16 protein-coding genes are annotated in these 16427 nt (G+C 74.4%); 11 read left to right on the top strand and 5 right to left on the bottom strand.

All coding sequences use genetic code 11. The features are described from left to right. Window positions 1–159 precede the first annotated feature (159 nt). The 7 genes from ACQYWQ_RS00330 to pcaC all read left to right on the top strand — a co-directional run bounded on the left by ACQYWQ_RS00330 (window position 160) and on the right by pcaC (window position 6682). Window positions 160–915 carry a CoA transferase subunit A gene (locus ACQYWQ_RS00330; RefSeq protein ID WP_431031807.1) on the top strand — a complete coding sequence of 252 codons (756 nt, stop codon included), beginning with the start codon at window positions 160–162 and terminating at the stop codon, window positions 913–915. Further along, window positions 915–1571 carry a 3-oxoacid CoA-transferase subunit B gene (locus ACQYWQ_RS00325; protein ID WP_431031806.1) on the top strand — a complete coding sequence of 219 codons (657 nt, stop codon included), beginning with the start codon at window positions 915–917 and terminating at the stop codon, window positions 1569–1571. Before ACQYWQ_RS00330 ends, ACQYWQ_RS00325 begins: the two co-directional genes overlap by 1 nt. Before the next feature lie 67 nt (window positions 1572–1638). Further along, window positions 1639–2829 (top strand): thiolase family protein, encoded by a 1191-nt coding sequence (locus ACQYWQ_RS00320; RefSeq protein ID WP_431031805.1) that lies wholly within the window; start codon window positions 1639–1641, stop codon window positions 2827–2829. A gap of 74 nt (window positions 2830–2903) precedes the next feature. Then, window positions 2904–3614 carry a protocatechuate 3,4-dioxygenase subunit beta gene (gene pcaH, locus ACQYWQ_RS00315; RefSeq protein WP_431039020.1) on the top strand — a complete coding sequence of 237 codons (711 nt, stop codon included), beginning with the start codon at window positions 2904–2906 and terminating at the stop codon, window positions 3612–3614. Next, window positions 3611–4174, top strand: a complete 564-nt coding sequence (gene pcaG, locus ACQYWQ_RS00310; protein ID WP_431031804.1) for a protocatechuate 3,4-dioxygenase subunit alpha — start codon at window positions 3611–3613, stop codon at window positions 4172–4174. The genes pcaH and pcaG overlap by 4 nt, the downstream gene beginning before the upstream one ends. A 49-nt stretch (window positions 4175–4223) precedes the next feature. Further along, the gene (pcaB, locus tag ACQYWQ_RS00305; protein WP_431039019.1) at window positions 4224–5546 is read left to right on the top strand and encodes a 3-carboxy-cis,cis-muconate cycloisomerase; all 1323 of its coding nucleotides are present in this window, start codon (window positions 4224–4226) and stop codon (window positions 5544–5546) included. Next, window positions 5543–6682 (top strand): 4-carboxymuconolactone decarboxylase, encoded by a 1140-nt coding sequence (gene pcaC / locus ACQYWQ_RS00300; RefSeq protein ID WP_431031803.1) that lies wholly within the window; start codon window positions 5543–5545, stop codon window positions 6680–6682. Before pcaB ends, pcaC begins: the two co-directional genes overlap by 4 nt. 10 nt (window positions 6683–6692) lie before the next feature. On the opposite strand, the gene ACQYWQ_RS00295 is transcribed toward pcaC, so the two are convergent. Then, window positions 6693–7082, bottom strand: a complete 390-nt coding sequence (locus ACQYWQ_RS00295; RefSeq protein ID WP_431031802.1) for a PPOX class F420-dependent oxidoreductase — start codon at window positions 7080–7082, stop codon at window positions 6693–6695. Between the two features lie 69 nt (window positions 7083–7151). After that, window positions 7152–7928 (bottom strand): sulfite exporter TauE/SafE family protein, encoded by a 777-nt coding sequence (locus ACQYWQ_RS00290; RefSeq protein ID WP_431031801.1) that lies wholly within the window; start codon window positions 7926–7928, stop codon window positions 7152–7154. An 83-nt stretch (window positions 7929–8011) separates the two neighbouring features. On the opposite strand from ACQYWQ_RS00290, the gene ACQYWQ_RS00285 reads away from it, so the two are divergent. Together ACQYWQ_RS00285 and panD are read left to right on the top strand one after the other, a co-directional pair. After that, window positions 8012–8767, top strand: a complete 756-nt coding sequence (locus tag ACQYWQ_RS00285; protein ID WP_431031800.1) for an AraC family transcriptional regulator — start codon at window positions 8012–8014, stop codon at window positions 8765–8767. A 451-nt stretch (window positions 8768–9218) separates the two neighbouring features. Beyond that, window positions 9219–9650 (top strand): aspartate 1-decarboxylase, encoded by a 432-nt coding sequence (gene panD / locus ACQYWQ_RS00280; protein WP_431031799.1) that lies wholly within the window; start codon window positions 9219–9221, stop codon window positions 9648–9650. Window positions 9651–9711: 61 nt separating this feature from the next. Here panD and ACQYWQ_RS00275 read toward each other — a convergent pair whose 3' ends face one another. Both ACQYWQ_RS00275 and ACQYWQ_RS00270 read right to left on the bottom strand, forming a co-directional pair. Then, entirely contained in the window at window positions 9712–10815 is a 1104-nt protein-coding gene (locus tag ACQYWQ_RS00275; RefSeq protein WP_431031798.1) for a PP2C family protein-serine/threonine phosphatase, read from the bottom strand. Window positions 10816–11063: 248 nt separating this feature from the next. Beyond that, the gene (locus ACQYWQ_RS00270; protein WP_431031797.1) at window positions 11064–11792 is read right to left on the bottom strand and encodes a methyltransferase domain-containing protein; all 729 of its coding nucleotides are present in this window, start codon (window positions 11790–11792) and stop codon (window positions 11064–11066) included. Between the two features lie 299 nt (window positions 11793–12091). Here ACQYWQ_RS00270 and ACQYWQ_RS00265 point away from each other — a divergent pair, with 299 nt between their 5' ends. After that, window positions 12092–13039 (top strand): SDR family oxidoreductase, encoded by a 948-nt coding sequence (locus tag ACQYWQ_RS00265; protein WP_431031796.1) that lies wholly within the window; start codon window positions 12092–12094, stop codon window positions 13037–13039. A 4-nt stretch (window positions 13040–13043) separates the two neighbouring features. Here ACQYWQ_RS00265 and ACQYWQ_RS00260 read toward each other — a convergent pair whose 3' ends face one another. After that, complete coding sequence (locus ACQYWQ_RS00260) at window positions 13044–13808, bottom strand: MBL fold metallo-hydrolase (protein WP_431031795.1); 765 nt, start codon at window positions 13806–13808, stop codon at window positions 13044–13046. Window positions 13809–13995: 187 nt separating this feature from the next. Between ACQYWQ_RS00260 and ACQYWQ_RS00255 the strand changes: the two genes are divergently transcribed. Further along, window positions 13996–16362, top strand: coding sequence for an AbfB domain-containing protein (locus ACQYWQ_RS00255; protein WP_431031794.1), 2367 nt, complete (start codon window positions 13996–13998; stop codon window positions 16360–16362). Window positions 16363–16427 lie beyond the last annotated feature (65 nt).

Raw genomic sequence — 16427 nt, 5'->3', positions numbered from 1 at the left:
GATCGCAGGGGCCGGGGCGGTCTCGCGCCGGGGGAGTGGTTGACAAGCGGAGTGGGGGCGGCGGAGACTCCCCGCGTCGAAAGAAATGAACAAAAGTTCACCAGGCGAACACCCCCCTGGTGGGTGGATGGCGTGAAACGGACAGTGCGGACGGACAGCATGGACAAAGTGGTTCACTCGGCCGCGGAGGCCGTCGCAGGGATCGGCGACGGCGCCTCGCTCGCCGTGGGGGGATTCGGGCTCAGTGGGGTCCCGAACGTCCTGATCGACGCGGTGCACGCGAGCGGTGCGCGCCGGCTCGGGATCGTCTCCAACAACTGCGGCGTGGACGGGGGCGGGCTCGGCATCCTGCTCGCCGCCGGACGCATCGCGCGCGTCACGGGCTCGTACGTCGGTGACAACAAGGAGTTCGCCCGCCAGTACCTCTCGGGGGAACTCGAACTCGAACTCACCCCGCAGGGCACCCTCGCCGAGCGCCTGCGCGCGGGCGGCGCCGGCATCCCCGGGTTCTACACCCCCGCGGGGGTCGGCACCCTCGTCGCCGAGGGCGGACTGCCCTGGCGGTACGCGCCCGACGGCTCCGTCGCGCTCGCCTCGCCGCCCAAGGAGGTCCGCGACTTCCGGGGCCGCGACTACCTCCTCGAAGAGGCCATCACGACCGACTTCGCCCTCGTCCGCGCGGCCCGCGGCGACCGGCACGGCAACCTCGTCTTCCACAAGGCCGCCCGCAACTTCAACCCGCTCGCCGCGATGGCCGGGAAGATCACCGTCGCCGAGGTCGAGGAACTCGTCGAGCCCGGCGCCATCGACCCCGACGAGGTCCACCTCCCCGGCGTCTACGTCCGCAGGGTCCTGCCCCTCACCCCGGCACAGGCCGCCGACAAGGGCGTCGAGAAGAGGACGGTGCGTTCCTGATGGCATGGAACCGTACGGAGATGGCCGCCCGCGCGGCCCGCGAACTCCCCGACGGCGGCTACGCCAACCTCGGCATCGGGCTGCCGACCCTCATCCCCAGCCACCTGCCCGAAGACGTCCACGTCGTCCTCCAGTCCGAGAACGGCATCCTCGGCGTCGGCCCCTACCCGTACCCGCACGAGGTCGACCCCGACCTCGTCAACGCGGGCAAGGAGACCGTCACGACCGCGCCGGGCGCCTCCTTCTTCGACTCCGCCTTCTCCTTCGGCATGATCCGCGGCGGCCGCATCGACCTCGCGGTGCTCGGCGCCATGCAGGTCTCCGCGACGGGCGACCTCGCCAACTGGGCGGTGCCGGGAAAGATGATCAAGGGCATGGGGGGCGCGATGGACCTCGTCCACGGCACGGGCCGCGTCCTCGTCCTCATGGAGCACTCGACGCGCGACGGCTCCGCCAAGCTCCTCGACACCTGCACCCTCCCCCTGACGGGCAAGGGCTGCGTCGACCGCGTCATCACCGACCTCGGCGTCATCGACGTCACCCCCGCAGGCTTCCGCCTCGTCGAGACCGCCCCCGGCGTCACGCCGCAGGAGATCCAGGACCGCACGGGGACCGCGCTCCTGGTCGCCGAAGACCTCGTCACCACGACGCGATGAACCCGCCCCTCGCACCCGCCCTCGCACCCGCCCCCACCCCCGCACCCGCCCCCCAGGAGCCGCCCCGATGAGCCGCACCGTCCGCGAGGTCTACGTCGTCGACGCCGTCCGCACCCCCGTCGGCAAGTACGGAGGCGCCCTCGCGGGAACCCGCCCCGACGACCTCGCCGCCCACGTCCTGCGCGCCCTCCTCTCCCGCACGCCCGCACTCGACCCGGCCCGGATCGACGACGTCTTCCTCGGCAACGCCAACGGCGCGGGCGAGGAGAACAGGAACGTGGCCCGCATGGCCGCGCTCCTCGCCGGACTCCCCGTCACCGTCCCCGGCACCACCGTCAACCGCCTGTGCGGCTCCGGGCTCGAAGCCGTCGTCCAGGCCGGACGCGCGATCGCGCTCGGCGACGCCTCGATCGCGGTCGCGGGCGGCGTCGAATCCATGAGCCGCGCCCCCTGGGTCCTCCAGAAGCCCGCGCGCGGTTTCCCCGCCGGGCACCAGGAGCTGTGGTCCACGACCCTCGGCTGGCGCATGACCAATCCCGCGATGCCGCCCGAGTGGACCGTCCCGCTCGGCGAGAGCGCCGAACTCATCGCCGAGAAGCACGGCATCGACCGCGAGACCCAGGACGCCTACGCCCTCGCGAGCCACGAGAAGGCCGCCCGCGCCTGGAAGAACGGGCACTACGACGCCGAGGTCGTGCAGCTCGACGGCGCGGAACTGCCGCGCGACGAGTCCGTACGGGACGGGGGCACACCCGCCGTCATGGCCGCGCTCAAGCCGTCCTTCCGCCCCGCGGGGACCGTCACGGCGGGTACCTCCTCGCCCCTCAACGACGGCGCCGCCGCCCTCCTCCTCGCCGACGAGGACGGACTGCGCGCCCTCGGCCGCGAACCCCTCGCGCGCGTCCGCGCGAGCGCGGTCACCGCCATCGACCCGCGCTGGTTCGGCCTCGGGCCCGTCGCGGCGAGCCGCAAGGCCCTCGCCCGCGCGGGCATCGGCTTCGACGACCTCACGACCGTCGAACTCAACGAGGCCTTCGCCGCGCAGGTACTCGGCTGCCTCGCCGAACTCCCCGAACTGGATCCCGCCAAGGTCAACCCGTACGGCGGCGCGCTCGCCCTCGGCCACCCGCTCGGCGCGTCCGGCGCCCGCATCGCCGGAGCCGTCGCCCACCAGCTGGCCCGCGCGGGCGCGGGAACCGGCCTCGCGAGTCTCTGCATCGGCGTCGGCCAGGGCCTCGCCCTCGTCCTGGAGCGCTGACCATGACCGACACCGCCCTGCCCGCCGCCATGAACGGGCAGCCCGAACCCGACCAGGCCGCCATCGACGCGCGGATGGCCGCCTTCCCGCCCGGCCCGGGCCCCCACCCCCGCCGCGACTACGCCCCCTACCGCAGCACCCTCCTGCGCCACCCCACCCGCACCCCGGTCCCCGTCACCGGAGACCCCGAGGCCGTCGAACTCGGCGGCCCCGTCTTCGGCCTCACCGACATCACGGACCTCGACAACGACCTCACCCGCCAGCACACCGCCGAACCCCTCGGCGAACGCATCACCGTGAGCGGCCGCGTCCTGGACCGCGACGGGCGCCCCGTACGCCACCAGCTCGTCGAGATCTGGCAGGCCAACGCCTCCGGGCGCTACGCCCACCAGCGCGACCAGCACCCCGCCCCGCTCGACCCGCACTTCAGCGGCGTCGGCCGCACCCTCACCGACGCCGACGGCCGCTACCACTTCACGACCATCAAGCCGGGCCCCTACCCCTGGCGCAACCACCGCAACGCCTGGCGCCCCGCGCACATCCACTTCTCGCTCTTCGGCACCGCCTTCACGCAGCGCCTCGTCACACAGATGTACTTCCCCGGGGACCCCCTCTTCCCGTACGACCCGATCCTCCGCTCCGTCACCGACGAGGCCGCACGCGAACGGCTCGTCGCCACCTACCGCCACGACCTGTCGCAGCCCGAGTTCTCGCTCGGCTACGCGTGGGACATCGTCCTCGACGGACCCGCGGCGACCTGGACCGAAGGAGACGAACAACCGTGACGCGCCCGGGCATCACCCCCTCGCAGACCGTGGGCCCCTTCTACGGGTACGCCCTCCCCTTCCCCGGCGGCGACGACCTCGCCCCCGGCGACCCCCGCGCCCTCACCCTGCACGGCACGGTCCGCGACGGCTCCGGCGCGCCCGTCCCTGACGCGCTCCTCGAATTCTGGCAGGCCGCGCCCGACAACTCCCGCACCGGAGCACCAGGTTCACTGCGCCGCGACCCCGTGGACGGCCGCGTGATCGGCCGCGACGGCACCCGTTTCACCGGCTTCGGACGCGTCCCCACCGACGCCGAAGGGCACTACGCCCTGCGCACCCTGCCCCCGCCCCCCGAAGCCCCCTACCTCAGCGTCCTCGTCCTCGCCCGCGGCCTCCTCCACCACCTCCACACCCGCGCCTACCTCGCGGGACACCCCCAGGACACCCTCCTCGCCGCCCTCGCGCCCGCGCGCCGCGCGACCCTCCTCGCCCACGAGGAACGCACGGGCCTGTTCCGCTTCGACATCCGCCTCCAGGGGGACGACACGGAGGAGACGGTGTTCCTTGACTTCGCCTGAACACCGCGGCCCCGCGCGAACCGGAAGGAGCACGCCCGCGAGCGGCGCCCTGCCCGAGGACGCCGACGTCGGCCTGCTCACCCCGGGCCGCCCCGGCACCCCCGTCGCCGCTGCGACCGGCGACCTCGCGTTGCTCCAGGCACTCCTGGACGCCGAGACCGCGCTCACCACCGCGCTCGGCGCGCCGGACCGCGTACGGGCCGCCCTCGCCGGGGCGGCCCGCGCCGAGCGCTTCGACCCGTACGACCTCGCCACCCGCGCGCACGACGGCGGCAACCCCGTCCTCCCGCTCGTCGCCGCACTGCGCGCCGCCGTGGACGAGGAGACCGCCGCCTGGGTGCACCGCGGCGCCACGAGCCAGGACATCATCGACACCGCGCTCATGCTCCTCGCCCGCCGCGCCCGCACCCACCTCATCGCCGGCCTCGACGCCACCGCCGCGCACCTCCACGCCCTCGCCCAGGAGCACCGCGCGACCCCCATGACAGGGCGCACCCTCACCCAGCACGCCGTTCCCACGACCTTCGGCCTCAAGGCAGCGGGCTGGCGCCACCTCGTACTCGACGCACGCGACCGCCTCGCGGCCCTCCGCCTCCCGGCCCAACTCGGCGGCGCCGCAGGCACCCTGGCCGCACTCGGTGCCGATCCCGACCTGCTCGCCCGCTACGCCCGGGCCACCGGGCTCGACACCCCGCCGCTGCCCTGGCACGTCCTGCGCACCCCCGTCGCCGAACTCGGCGCCGCCCTCGCCCTCACCGGCGGAGCCCTCGGCAAGATCGCCGCCGACGTCCTCCTCCTCACCCGCACCGACACGGGCGAACTGAGCGAGGGCACGGGCGGCGGCTCCAGCGCCATGCCGCACAAGTCCAACCCCGTGCGCGCCACGCTCCTCGCCGCGGCGGCCCGCCAACTCCCCACCCACGCCGCCCAGCTGTACGGAAGCCTCGTCGCCGAGGACGAACGCCCCGCGGGGGCCTGGCACGCCGAGTGGCAGACCCTGCGCGAAGCCCTGCGCCTCGCGGGCACCGCGACCCACGAGGCGGCCGCGCTCACCGCCGGCCTGCGCGTGCACCCGGACCGCATGCGCGCGAACCTCGCCCTCACCGGCGGCCTCATCGCCTCCGAACACCTCCTCGCCGCTCTCGCCCCGCACACGGGCCCGGCCGCCGCCCGCGCCCTGCTCACGACCGCGTCCCGCACGGCGCGCGCGGAACACCGCCCTCTCGCCGACGTCCTCGCCGCACACCCGGACACACCCGCAGGGTTCACCGCCGAGCGCCTGCGAGAACTCCTCGACCCCGCCGCCCGCACAGGGGCGGCGCCCGCCCTCACCGACCGCGCCCTGCGCCGTACCGCCCTGGACACCCCATGAGCCTCCTCCACCACACCACCGAAGGCCGCCCCGAGGCCCCCGCGCTCCTCCTCGGCCCCTCGCTCGGCACCGGCCTCGGTCTGTGGGACGCGCAGACGCCCGCGCTCGCCCGCGGCCACCACGTCATCCGCTACGACCTCCCCGGCCACGGCGCATCCCCCGCCGAAGCCGACCCGCCCCGCACCGTCGCCGCGCTCGCCGCACGCGTCCTCGCCCTCGCCGACGCGCTCGGCGCCACGCGCTTCGCGTACGCCGGGGTCTCCCTCGGCGGCGCCATCGGCGCCCACCTCGCCGCCCACCACCCCGCGCGTGTCACCTCGCTCGCCCTCGTCTGCTCCTCAGCGGACTTCGGCACCCCCGAGCCCTGGCACGCGCGCGCGGCCCGCGTCCGCAGCGAAGGCGTCGGCTGGCTCGCCGAGAACGCGCCCGCCCGCTGGTTCACCCCCGGGCACACCCCCACCGATGCCACACGCGCCCTGCTCGCCGACCAGCGCGCCGCCGACCCCGAGGCGTACGCCGCGTGCTGCGAGGCGATCGCCGCGTACCACCTGGACGACAAGGCTCTCGCCCGCATCACCGCGCCCACCCTCGTCCTCGCCGGACGCCAGGACACCGCGACACCCCCCGCCCACGCCCGCCACCTCGCGGACCGCGTCCCGCACGCGACACTCACCGAGATCGACGGCGCGGCGCACCTGGCTCCCGCCGAACAGCCCGCCCGTGTCACAGCCGCACTCCTCGACCACCTCGGCTCCACCGCCCACCACGACGGGCTCACCGTGCGCCGCGAGGTACTCGGCGCCGACCACGTCGACCGCGCCGCGGCGGCGACGACGGAATTCACCGCCCCCTTCCAGGACTTCATCACCCGGTACGCCTGGGGCGAGATCTGGACCCGCCCCGGACTCGACCGCCGCACCCGCAGCTGCGTCACCCTCACCGCGCTCGTCGCACGCGGCCACCACGAGGAACTCGCCCTCCACGTCCGCGCCGCCGTCCGCAACGGGCTCACACCCGAGGAGATCGGGGAAGTACTCCTCCAGAGCGCCGTCTACTGCGGCGTCCCCGCGGCGAACGCCGCCTTCGCCGTCGCCGCCCGCGTCCTGGCCGCACTGGAGGAGGAGGACCGGCGATGACCCGCCGGGGTCAGGACGAGGGGAACTCCACAGCGAGCGCGACGCCCGGCCTGTTCGTACGCGGCACAAGGCGCCGCATGAGGTCCGTGAGCCGCACGAGCACGTACTTGCGCGCGAGCGCCCGCCGCGCCACCCGGCCCTCCGCCTCGTCCAGCACCCTGCCCGTCCCCTCGTACGTGCCCGCGCCCGCGGCGATCCGCCCCCGCACGTCGCACGCGCGCACGCTCACCCGGCTCGTGTGCCGCAGCCGCTTCACCTTCCCCGCGTGCGCGTCGCTCCACGCCACGAGCCGCTCGCCCTCCACGGCGAGCCACACCGGCGTCGCGACGGCCACACCGCTCCTGCGGTACGTGGTGAGACTGACGTACTTCGCCGCGGCCAGCTCGGCGGGAACGCCCATGCGCCACTCTCCTCGATCGGGGCTCGTAGAGGGATGACTCTACGGGCCCGCGCCCCGCACGCGGAGCGGTCAGCCCGTCCAGGCGACCGTCGCCCCCGCCGCCACGAGCAGCGCGACGTACGCCCCCGCGTGCACCGCGTCGGGTACCCGCGGCGGGCGACGGCGCAGCAGCACCACGACCACCGTCGAACCTGCCAGCAGCGACAGCGCCGCCACGACGTCCACCGCCCCGACGAGCCCGGCACCCGAGGGCGTGGCCCCGCGCACCCCGAGCGAGACGAGCAGCGCGGGCGCGACGATCGCCAGCGTGAGCGGATTGGCGAGAGCCGCGGCCACCGGCATCGGGGCCCCCGCCCTGCGCAGCAGCGGCACCGTCATCACACTGCCGCCGACGCCGAGGAACGAGGCGACGGCACCGATCGGCACTCCCAGCCAGGTGGGCAGCGCCCGCCCCCGCCCCGGCACCGCGCGGGCGGGCCGCAGGAAACCGGGTCGCGCCAGCAGGTCCACGACCGTGACACCCACGTACGCCACGAAGCCCCAGCGCAGCAGGGGGCCCGGCGCGTACCGCCCCGCGACCGCCCCCAGCGCCCCGCCCACGGCGAGCAACGCGAACAGCGCCCGCCGCCCGCGCAGCGCGCGCGGCGGGGCCGCGAGCGTGGCGACGAGCGCGTTGACCAGCATGACCAGCGCGGACGTCGCCGTCGCCACGCGCACGGCGTCACCACCGAGCCCGGCGTCCACGACCGTGAGGACAGGGACGGTCACGAAGCCACCGCCGAAACCGAACAGCGCGGTGGTCACCCCGACGCCGAGACCGATCAGAAGAAGTACGAGTACGGACACCCCCCGAGCACATCGCACCCGGCCCCTGGCGGGCAATCGCAGGCCGGGCAATATCCTTCGCGACTTCGCCATAGCCTGGCGGCGTGCACAACATCCCCCTCGACGCCCTCGACCACCTCCCGGTCGACGTCCTCCCGCTCGGTACCGACTACCCGCAGGATCACGTCCTCGCCCGGCACACCCACCGCAGGGCCCAACTGCTCCACGGCGCCTCCGGCGTCATGCGTTTGGAGACCGACGAGGGCGCCTGGACCGTCCCCGTCGACCGCGCCGTGTGCATCCCGCCGGGGACGCCGCACGAGGTCCACCTGCGCGGTGTCTCCACCTGGAGCCTGTACATCGAGCCCGACGCCGTTCCCTGGTGGCCCACGTCCTGCACGGTGATCGAGGTCGGCCCACTGCTGCGCGAACTCCTGCGCGCCGCGAACGAGATGGGCCCCGACCACGACACCAGCGGACGCGACGGCGCGCTCCTCGCACTCCTCCTGCACGAACTGCGCCGCACCGCGCCCGTCCCTTTCACCGTCTCGCTCCCGCGCGAGGAACCCTTCCGCTCCCTGTGCCGCGCCTACCTGGCCGCTCCCGACACCGCCCTGACCAACACGGACTGGGCGCGCGCCGCGGCGATGAGCCCCCGCACCTTCGACCGCAGGTTCCACGCGCTCACCGGTACGAGCCCCGCGACCTGGCGGACCAGGGCCCGCCTCCTCGCCGCCCTCCCGCTCCTGCCCGCGCACAGCGTCACCACCGTCGCCACCCGGCTCGGCTACTCCTCTCCCGCGGCCTTCACCGCCGCCTTCGGCCGCGCCTTCGGACTCCCGCCCTCGCGACTGGCCTGAGGACGGCGACCCGCGCTGGAGGTGAGGTCCCCCCGACCCCCAGCGGCTCCCACGCCCTGTACGGGTTCCGGCGCCACCCGGGCCGATCCGGGGCGGGCTCACCGCCGAGGCGGAGCACGTGGACGAGGAGCCGCGGCGCCGTCCCACCGGCCGGGGAAGAGGGACAGAGAGCGACAGGACCGGTGCGGGCCGCACAGCTGGTAACGGCCGCTCGGCAGGTTTTCGATGCGGGGGGGCGCCGCGTACCCTTGGGGCGTCGCCGCGGTGCGGTCCGCGTGAGCGGGCGGAGCCTTCCCGGCTGCCCGGCGGGGTCAGGAAGATCAGCGAGCAGTCAGTGCGAGTCCTGGAGGACCTGGGAACCGCTGCCCGCGCATGCGACTCGTTGTAGGGTGGAGAAACAGCCCTTGACCTGCAAAAACGCAGGCAGGGAGCCTACCCGTGGGAGTGTCCCGTGCTGCGAACCATGTTCAAGTCCAAGATCCACCGTGCGACCGTCACCGAGGCCGACCTGCACTACGTGGGATCGGTCACCGTGGACGCCGATCTGCTCGACGCCGCCGATCTGCTCCCCGGCGAGCTGGTGCACATCGTCGACATCACCAACGGCGCCCGCCTGGAGACGTACACGATCCCGGGGGAGCGCGGCTCCGGGGTCCTCGGGATCAACGGGGCCGCCGCGCACCTCGTCCACCCCGGGGACCTCGTCATCCTCATGTCGTACGCGCAGGTCGACGACGCCGAGGCGCGCACCCTCGTGCCGCGCGTCGTCCACGTCGACGCCGAGAACAAGATCATCGCCCTCGGCAGCGACCCCTCCGCGCCCGTCCCCGGCACCGCCTCGCGCCGCAGCCCCCGCGCCGTACCCGCCCCGCACGGCGTCTGACCCACGGCACCCCCCGCCCGAGCCACGGCACCCCCGCCGGAGACCCGGCGGGGGGCCGCCCTCACGCCGGGGTGGCACGCTCCCTGTACCGGACGGCGAGACACGCGATGTCGTCGTCCAGCTTCCCCTTGCTCTGCGCCAGCAGCGCCCGGTGCAGCAGCCGCAGCAGTTCGTTCGGCATGAGGCCCGCGGGCACCCTGCCCGCCCACCGCTCCAGCGGGAAGAACGCGCCCCCGGGGGACCGCGTCTCCGTCACTCCGTCCGTGTACAGCAGCAAGGTGTCCCCGGGCCCGAACGGCACCCGCTCCACCGTGTACGTCGGGCCGAGGATCTCCGCGAGATTGATCGGCGGGGACGCCGTGGGCGGATCGAGACTGCGCGGGACGTCCGCGTGGAAGAGCAGCGCGGGCGGATGCCCGCAGTTCAGGAACGACAGGTGCGTGCCCCCGCGCGGGATCTCCACCAGGATCGCCGTCGCGAACTCCTCCGCGCCCGATCCCGCCCGGGAGCGGCAGTAGCGGCCCATGCTCGTGTCCAGGCGCGCCGCCACCTCGGCGAGTCCGTCCGCCTCGTACGCCACTTCGTGGAACGAGCCGAGCAGCGCCGCGGCGACGCCCACCGCGGGCAAGCCCTTGCCCCGTACGTCACCCAGCAGCAGCCGCAGCCCGAAGGGCGTGTCCGCCGCCGCGTAGAAGTCCCCGCCCACCTTCGCGTGCGGCGCGGCCGCGAGGTACAGCGTCGCGATCTCCAGGTGCGCGACGTGCCGTGCCACCGGACGCAGCAGGACCTCCTGCGTCGTGTTCGCGACCGCCTCCACCTCGCTCAGCGTCCGCTCCCGCTGCGTGCGCAGATGACTCGCGTACGCGGCGGCGAGCGTCACCGCCACGATCGCACCCGCCGTGAACATCGACTCGTGATCCTTGTCGAGGAGCGCGTACGCCAGCACGGCGAGCGCGCACGCGCCGCCCAGCAGCAGCGTGCCCATCACGCGCCACAACGAGGCGGCGAGCGCGGGCGCGACCACGAGCAGCCGTGTGAAAGGGAGGTCGCGCGGCGTCAGCACCGCCACGAGGCCGATGGCCACCGTCAGCACGACCGGAGCCAGGAGTACCGGGTCCCGTCTCCACGCAGCGACCCGCTTCGCTCCCGCACCCAGAAAACGCATAAAAGGGATGGTAAGGAATCAAACGCCCGGGCCCGCGTGACGCGCGCCCCGCGCGCCGCCGCCCTCCCCGCAGCCCCGCCGCTGCCCGAGGCCGTGAAGCCACGAAACCGGCAGGCCACGAAACCGGCAGGCCACGAAGGCGCGAAGTCACGAGGTCACCAGGCTGCGAAGTCACGAGGCCGTGAGGACCCGGGGCCGCGGGGACCTTGAGACCGCCAGGCCGCCACGGCATGCCGTCCTGAACCGGATCACTCCCGCCGCGCCGCGAGCACCCGTTCCCCGGTCTCCTCCCACCGCAGCCCGCACCCGCCCAGTTCCGCCGCCAGCACCTCCAGCGGCAGCATCCGGGTCAGGAACCGCTCGCCGCGCCGCCGCACCAGGCGTTGCCCGCGCCGCACGGTGTACGTGAACGCCAGCTCGGCCCCCTCCTCGCACGCCGTCTCGCGCACCTCACCCTCGTAGGTGTCTGCGCCCACCCGCACCGGAGCGAACACCGCGACCTCCGGCGCGCGCGGCGCCTCGGCGCGCGGCCGGTCCATCAGCAGCAGCCCAGCCGGCTCAAGGACACGCGCCGCCGCGTCCCACAGCGCACGGCGCGCGGCCTCGTCCAGCGTCGGCACCACGTTGTGGCACACCACCAACGCAGCGCTCCCATCGGGGAGTTCGGCATCCGGAAGCGTCCCCGCGTGCACCGTCACGCGCGCCCGCAGGTCCGCCCGCGACCACGCGAGACGCGTCAGGAGCAGCGAGCGCATCACCGCCGACGGCTCCACGGCGTGCACCGGCGCGCCGGAACACGCGAGCGCCATGAAACTCACGGTCCCGCTCCCCGCCCCCACGTCCACCACCGGGCCGCGCGCGTCGGCGACCCGCGCCCCGTACAGCTCCGCGACGAGCCGGCTGTCCCGCTCGGCCTGGAGGATGTCGTAGAACTCCGCCGTCGTCCGGTACGCGTCCGCGCCCTCGCACTCACTCATGACGCCACGGTGCCCCGCTGGCGCCCGCGCGGACGGAAGGCGTGGCCGGATGCGGCGCCTCTTCCGCGGGGAGCGCGGCTCGTGCGTCGCCCGCTTGCCCGTCCGCGCGCTCTCCGCCCCGTCCAGCGGCTCCCGAGGCGAGGCGTTCACGGAGCGCCAGGCGGCTCCCGTGCGCGCGCCCGCCTTCCTCGTCACCTCGCCCGCGAGCGAACGGCCCCGTCCGGGCCCCGCCGGCTCGCGCCCGCCCGCCCCGTGTGATCGGCTGGCTTGCGAAGGTACGGCCCACTCCTGGAGGCCCCATGCGGCGCGGAACCCCGGACGCGGCTCCCGGCAGCGCGCCGTCCGACGCGCCCGCACCCCGCCGCGTCGCCGTCGTCACGGGCGCCGCGCGCGGAGTCGGCGCCGCCCTCGCCCGTGCCCTCGCCGCGCGCGGCCTCGCCGTGGCCCTCCTCGGCAGAGAACTCGCCACGCTGGAGGACGTCGCCCGCGAACTGCCCGTGCCGACCTGCTCGTTGGAGGTCGACGTGACCGACGAGCCCGCGTTGCGCGGCGCCGCGGACTGCGTACGCGAACGCCTCGGACCCGCCTCCGTCGTCGTCGCCAACGCGGGCATCGCCGCGGCGGGCCCCTTCGCGCGCACCGACGCCGCGCTGTGGGACCGTGTCATCGACGTCAACCTCACCGGCAGTGCCGCCACGGCCCGCGTCTTCCTCCCGCAGCTGCTCGCCACGCGCGGCCACTTCCTCCAGGTCGCCTCGACCGCCTCCTTCGGCTCCGCGCCCATGATGAGCGCCTACTGCGCGTCGAAGGCGGGCGTCGAGTCCTTCGCCCAGGCGCTGCGCAACGAACTCGCCCCCGCGGGCGTCACGGTCGGCATCGCCTACCTGCACTGGACCGGCACCGGCATGATCGAGGACATCGACGAGAACCCGGTCCTGCGCGCGCTGCGCGCCCACCAGCCGGCCTTCGCGGGCCGTGTCCACCCGCCCGAGCAGGTCGCCGCCTGGCTCACACGCGGCATCGCCCGCCGCGCCCCCACCGTCTACGCGCCACCGTGGCTGCGCCTCCTCCAGCCCCTGCGGCCCGTCTTCCCCTACGCCGTCTCGTACGTGTCGCGCCGCGCCCTCGCGCGCCTCACCCCCGCCGACCTCGCGCGCGAGGCCGGGGTGCTCGGGCCCGGCGGCCGCGCCGACTGGGGCGCCGAAGACCGCAGCCCCGCGCGCCCCGTGACGCCCCCGCACACCTGATCCCTCACGCCCCGGACCGCTCCCTCGCCCGTGCGACGGCCTCGCGCACGTCCCCCTGGTGGACGGGCCCGTGCCCCGCGAGCAGGGTCTCGGCGTGCACGGCTTCGAGCGCCGCGAGCGAGGCGAGGGTACGGGCCCGGTCGGCGTGGAACATCGAGGGCAGCAGCTGCGGGCCCGCCAGGCGCGAGGTGGGGTGCCCCGTCACGAGCGCGTCGCCGCTCACGAGCACGCCGTGCTCGGGGAGGTGGTACGCGCAGTGCCCGCGCGTGTGCCCCGGGGTGTGCACGGGCACGGGCCGCCCGGGCAGGTCGAGCGCTCCCGCGACGGGGAAGGCCCGCGGCCCGGCGACCGGCACGGCGCCCAGCCCTCCCGAGCGCACCGCGCCCACCGCCCAGGGCAGCACCCCGGGCCGCCAGGCCCGCGCGAGGATCTTCCCGACGGTCACCTGGTGCAGGAACTCCCTGCGCGCGTGCGGCACTTCCTCCTCGTGCATGAGGATGTCGGTCCCGTAGGCGGTGCGCAGGTGCTCGGCCGCGCCGATGTGGTCGCCGTGCGCGTGCGTGATCAGGACGGCCCGTACGGCCTCCGGAGCGACACCCAGCCGCGCGAGCGAGGCGAGCACGGCGTCCCGGTCCCCGGGATACCCCGAGTCGATGAGCGTCGCCGCTTCCCCGTCCTTGACGACGACCCAGTTCGTGTCGCTGCCGTGCACGAGATGCACCCCGGCCGCGACCTCGACGACGTCCTCGTCCCGCAACACTGCCGCCATTGCCCGCCCTTCCCGTCGTGGACACCCGCTCAATGACGGGTGCGCCGACCAGTATCGCCGCTCGCTCCCTGCGCCCTACCGGTTTACAGCGTTCTTCCAACGATGTAAAAAGCAAAAGGGAAGCCAAGTCGCTTTGTTTCAAGGCCCGTTGAGAAATACAGGCCGGTGGACACGAAGGAGCCGCACCATGCCCCCCACCCGGACCCCCGCACGCCCGCTCCGCACCCCCAGACCCTCCCCCCGCACCCTGGTCGCCGCTCTCCTCGCCGTCCTCGCCCTGTGCGCGGGCGCCCTCACCACCGCCGCACCCGCCCAAGCGGCCACGCACGCCTGGGCCCCCAAACCCGCACCCCTCACCACCCCCTGGACCGACCAGGTCCCCACCGGCACACCGCTCCCCGAATACCCCCGCCCCCAGCTCACCCGCCCCGACTGGGCCAACCTCAACGGCATCTGGGACTTCGCCGTGACCTCCGCGAACGCGGGAGAGCCCGCACAGTGGAACGAGCAGATCCGGGTGCCCTTCGTCGCCGAGTCCGCGCTCTCCGGCATCCAGCGCGAGGTCACCGCCGACGACAAGCTCTGGTACCGCCGCACCTTCACCGTCCCGGCCGCCTGGGACGGCAGGAACGTCGTCCTCAACTTCGGCGCGAGCGACTGGCGCACCACCGTGCGGGTCAACGGACAGCAGGCCGGAGCCGCGCACAGCGGCGGCTACGACGCCTTCTCGTACGACATCACCACGCTCATCGACAGGGGCGGCAGCAACACGATCGTCGTCTCCGTCGTCGACCCCACCCAGTCCGGCGGGCAGGCGATCGGAAAGCAGCGCGCGGGCGAGGTCGCGCCGCACGAGGGCGGCGGCATCTTCTACACCTCCGCATCCGGCATCTGGCAGACCGTCTGGCTCGAACCCGTCGCCCCCGCCCACATCACGCGCCTCGACATGACCCCCGACCTCGGCACCGACACCCTCAGGACGACCGTCCGCACCGAGGGGGCCGAAGGCCGCCAGGTCCGCGTCACCGTCTCCACCGACGGCCGCACCGTCGGCACCGCGACAGGGACCGCGGGCACCGCGCTGAGCGTCCCCGTACCCGCACCCCACCTGTGGACCCCCGAGGACCCCTTCCTCTACGACGTCCGCGCCGAACTCCTCGACGGCACCGCCGTCACCGACACGACCGGCAGCTACACCGGCATGCGGAGCATCGCCCTCGCCCGCGTCGACGGCGTCCAGCGCCCCGTGCTCAACGGGGAGTTCGTCTTCCAGACCGGCACACTCGACCAGGGTTACTGGCCCGACGGCATCTCCACCGCCCCCACCGACGACGCCCTCAAGTACGACCTCCAGAAGCACAAGGACCTCGGCTTCAACATGGTCCGCAAACACATCAAGGTCGAACCCCAGCGCTGGTTCTACTGGGCCGACAGACTCGGCCTCCTCGTATGGCAGGACATGCCGGCGATGGACCTGCGCACCCCCGACAGCGCCGCCCGCACCCAGTGGGAGGCCGAGTACCACGAGATCATCGACGAGCACCGCAGCGCACCCTCGCTCATCATGTGGGTCGACGAGAACGAGGGCTGGGGCCAGTACGACCAGGCCCGCATCGCCGACGAGGTCAAGGCGTACGACCCGAGCCGCCTCGTGGACAACATGAGCGGCGTCAACTGCTGCGGAGCCGTGGACGGCGGCAACGGGGACGTCGTCGACCATCACGTCTACGTCGGCCCCGGCGTCACGAGACCGAGCCAGAGCCGCGCCGCCGTCCTCGGCGAGTTCGGCGGCCTCGGACTGCGCGTCCAGGGCCACGAGTGGTACCCGGGCGGGGGCTTCAGCTACGAGGACCAGCCCGACGCGACCCACCTGACCAACCGCTTCACCGGCCTCATCGACGCGCTGCGCCTCCAGCAGATGCCCGCGGGGCTCTCGGCCTCCGTCTACACCGAGATCACCGACGTCGAGAACGAGGCCAACGGCCTGCTCACCTACGACCGCCAGGTCCTCAAGGTCGACCAGGACCGCGTCCGCGCCGCCAACCAGGCCCTCATCGACGCCTCCCGCGCCACCCCGCCCCGCGCCACCCTCCCCACCGGCGGCTACCAGTCCCTGCGCGTCACGACGCCGGGATTCACCGACCGCTACCTGCGCCACTACGACGGCCTCGCCCGCACCGAACCCGTCACCGCCGACAGCCCGGCACTCCTGAAGGCGGACGCCACCTGGAAGATCGTCCCCGGCCTCTCGGACCCCGCCTGCTACTCCTTCGAGTCCCGCAACTACCCCGGCGAATACCTGCGCCACCGCGACTTCCGCGTCCGCCGCGAAGCGGGCGACGGCTCCGCGCTCTTCAAGGCCGACGCCACGTGGTGCGCCGTCCCCGGCGAGGGCGGCGTCCGCCTCATGGCCTCGGGCTTCCCCGGCCAGTACCTGCGCCACTACGACTCCGAGGTATGGCTCGCGACGCCGGGCGGCACCCACGCCTACGACACCCCGGACCGCTTCACGCAGGACACCACGTGGGCGGTGGAGAACCCGTGGACCCCGTGAGCGGGGCCGGCCGGCACCGTTGACACCCGTGGGGCGCGCCGCCGCGCGCCCCACAGGGCCGCCCC

Source organism: Streptomyces sp. P6-2-1 (assembly GCF_050613165.1).
In the GTDB taxonomy this organism is placed as follows: Bacteria; Actinomycetota; Actinomycetes; order Streptomycetales; family Streptomycetaceae; genus Streptomyces.
This window is presented reverse-complemented; position numbering and strand designations above follow the sequence as displayed.

What these genes read in the sequence shown, in the direction of transcription:
- ACQYWQ_RS00330 (WP_431031807.1), top strand. Translation starts at nt 160, where the DNA reads ATGGACAAAGTGGTTCACTCGGCCGCGGAGGCCGTCGCAGGGATCGGC.
- ACQYWQ_RS00325 (WP_431031806.1), top strand. Translation starts at nt 915, where the DNA reads ATGGCATGGAACCGTACGGAGATGGCCGCCCGCGCGGCCCGCGAACTC.
- ACQYWQ_RS00320 (WP_431031805.1), top strand. Translation starts at nt 1,639, where the DNA reads ATGAGCCGCACCGTCCGCGAGGTCTACGTCGTCGACGCCGTCCGCACC.
- pcaH (WP_431039020.1), top strand. Translation starts at nt 2,904, where the DNA reads ATGGCCGCCTTCCCGCCCGGCCCGGGCCCCCACCCCCGCCGCGACTAC.
- pcaC (WP_431031803.1), top strand. Translation starts at nt 5,543, where the DNA reads ATGAGCCTCCTCCACCACACCACCGAAGGCCGCCCCGAGGCCCCCGCG.
- ACQYWQ_RS00295 (WP_431031802.1), bottom strand. Translation starts at nt 7,082, where the DNA reads ATGGGCGTTCCCGCCGAGCTGGCCGCGGCGAAGTACGTCAGTCTCACC.
- ACQYWQ_RS00275 (WP_431031798.1), bottom strand. Translation starts at nt 10,815, where the DNA reads ATGCGTTTTCTGGGTGCGGGAGCGAAGCGGGTCGCTGCGTGGAGACGG.
- ACQYWQ_RS00270 (WP_431031797.1), bottom strand. Translation starts at nt 11,792, where the DNA reads ATGAGTGAGTGCGAGGGCGCGGACGCGTACCGGACGACGGCGGAGTTC.
- ACQYWQ_RS00265 (WP_431031796.1), top strand. Translation starts at nt 12,092, where the DNA reads ATGCGGCGCGGAACCCCGGACGCGGCTCCCGGCAGCGCGCCGTCCGAC.
- ACQYWQ_RS00260 (WP_431031795.1), bottom strand. Translation starts at nt 13,808, where the DNA reads ATGGCGGCAGTGTTGCGGGACGAGGACGTCGTCGAGGTCGCGGCCGGG.
- ACQYWQ_RS00255 (WP_431031794.1), top strand. Translation starts at nt 13,996, where the DNA reads ATGCCCCCCACCCGGACCCCCGCACGCCCGCTCCGCACCCCCAGACCC.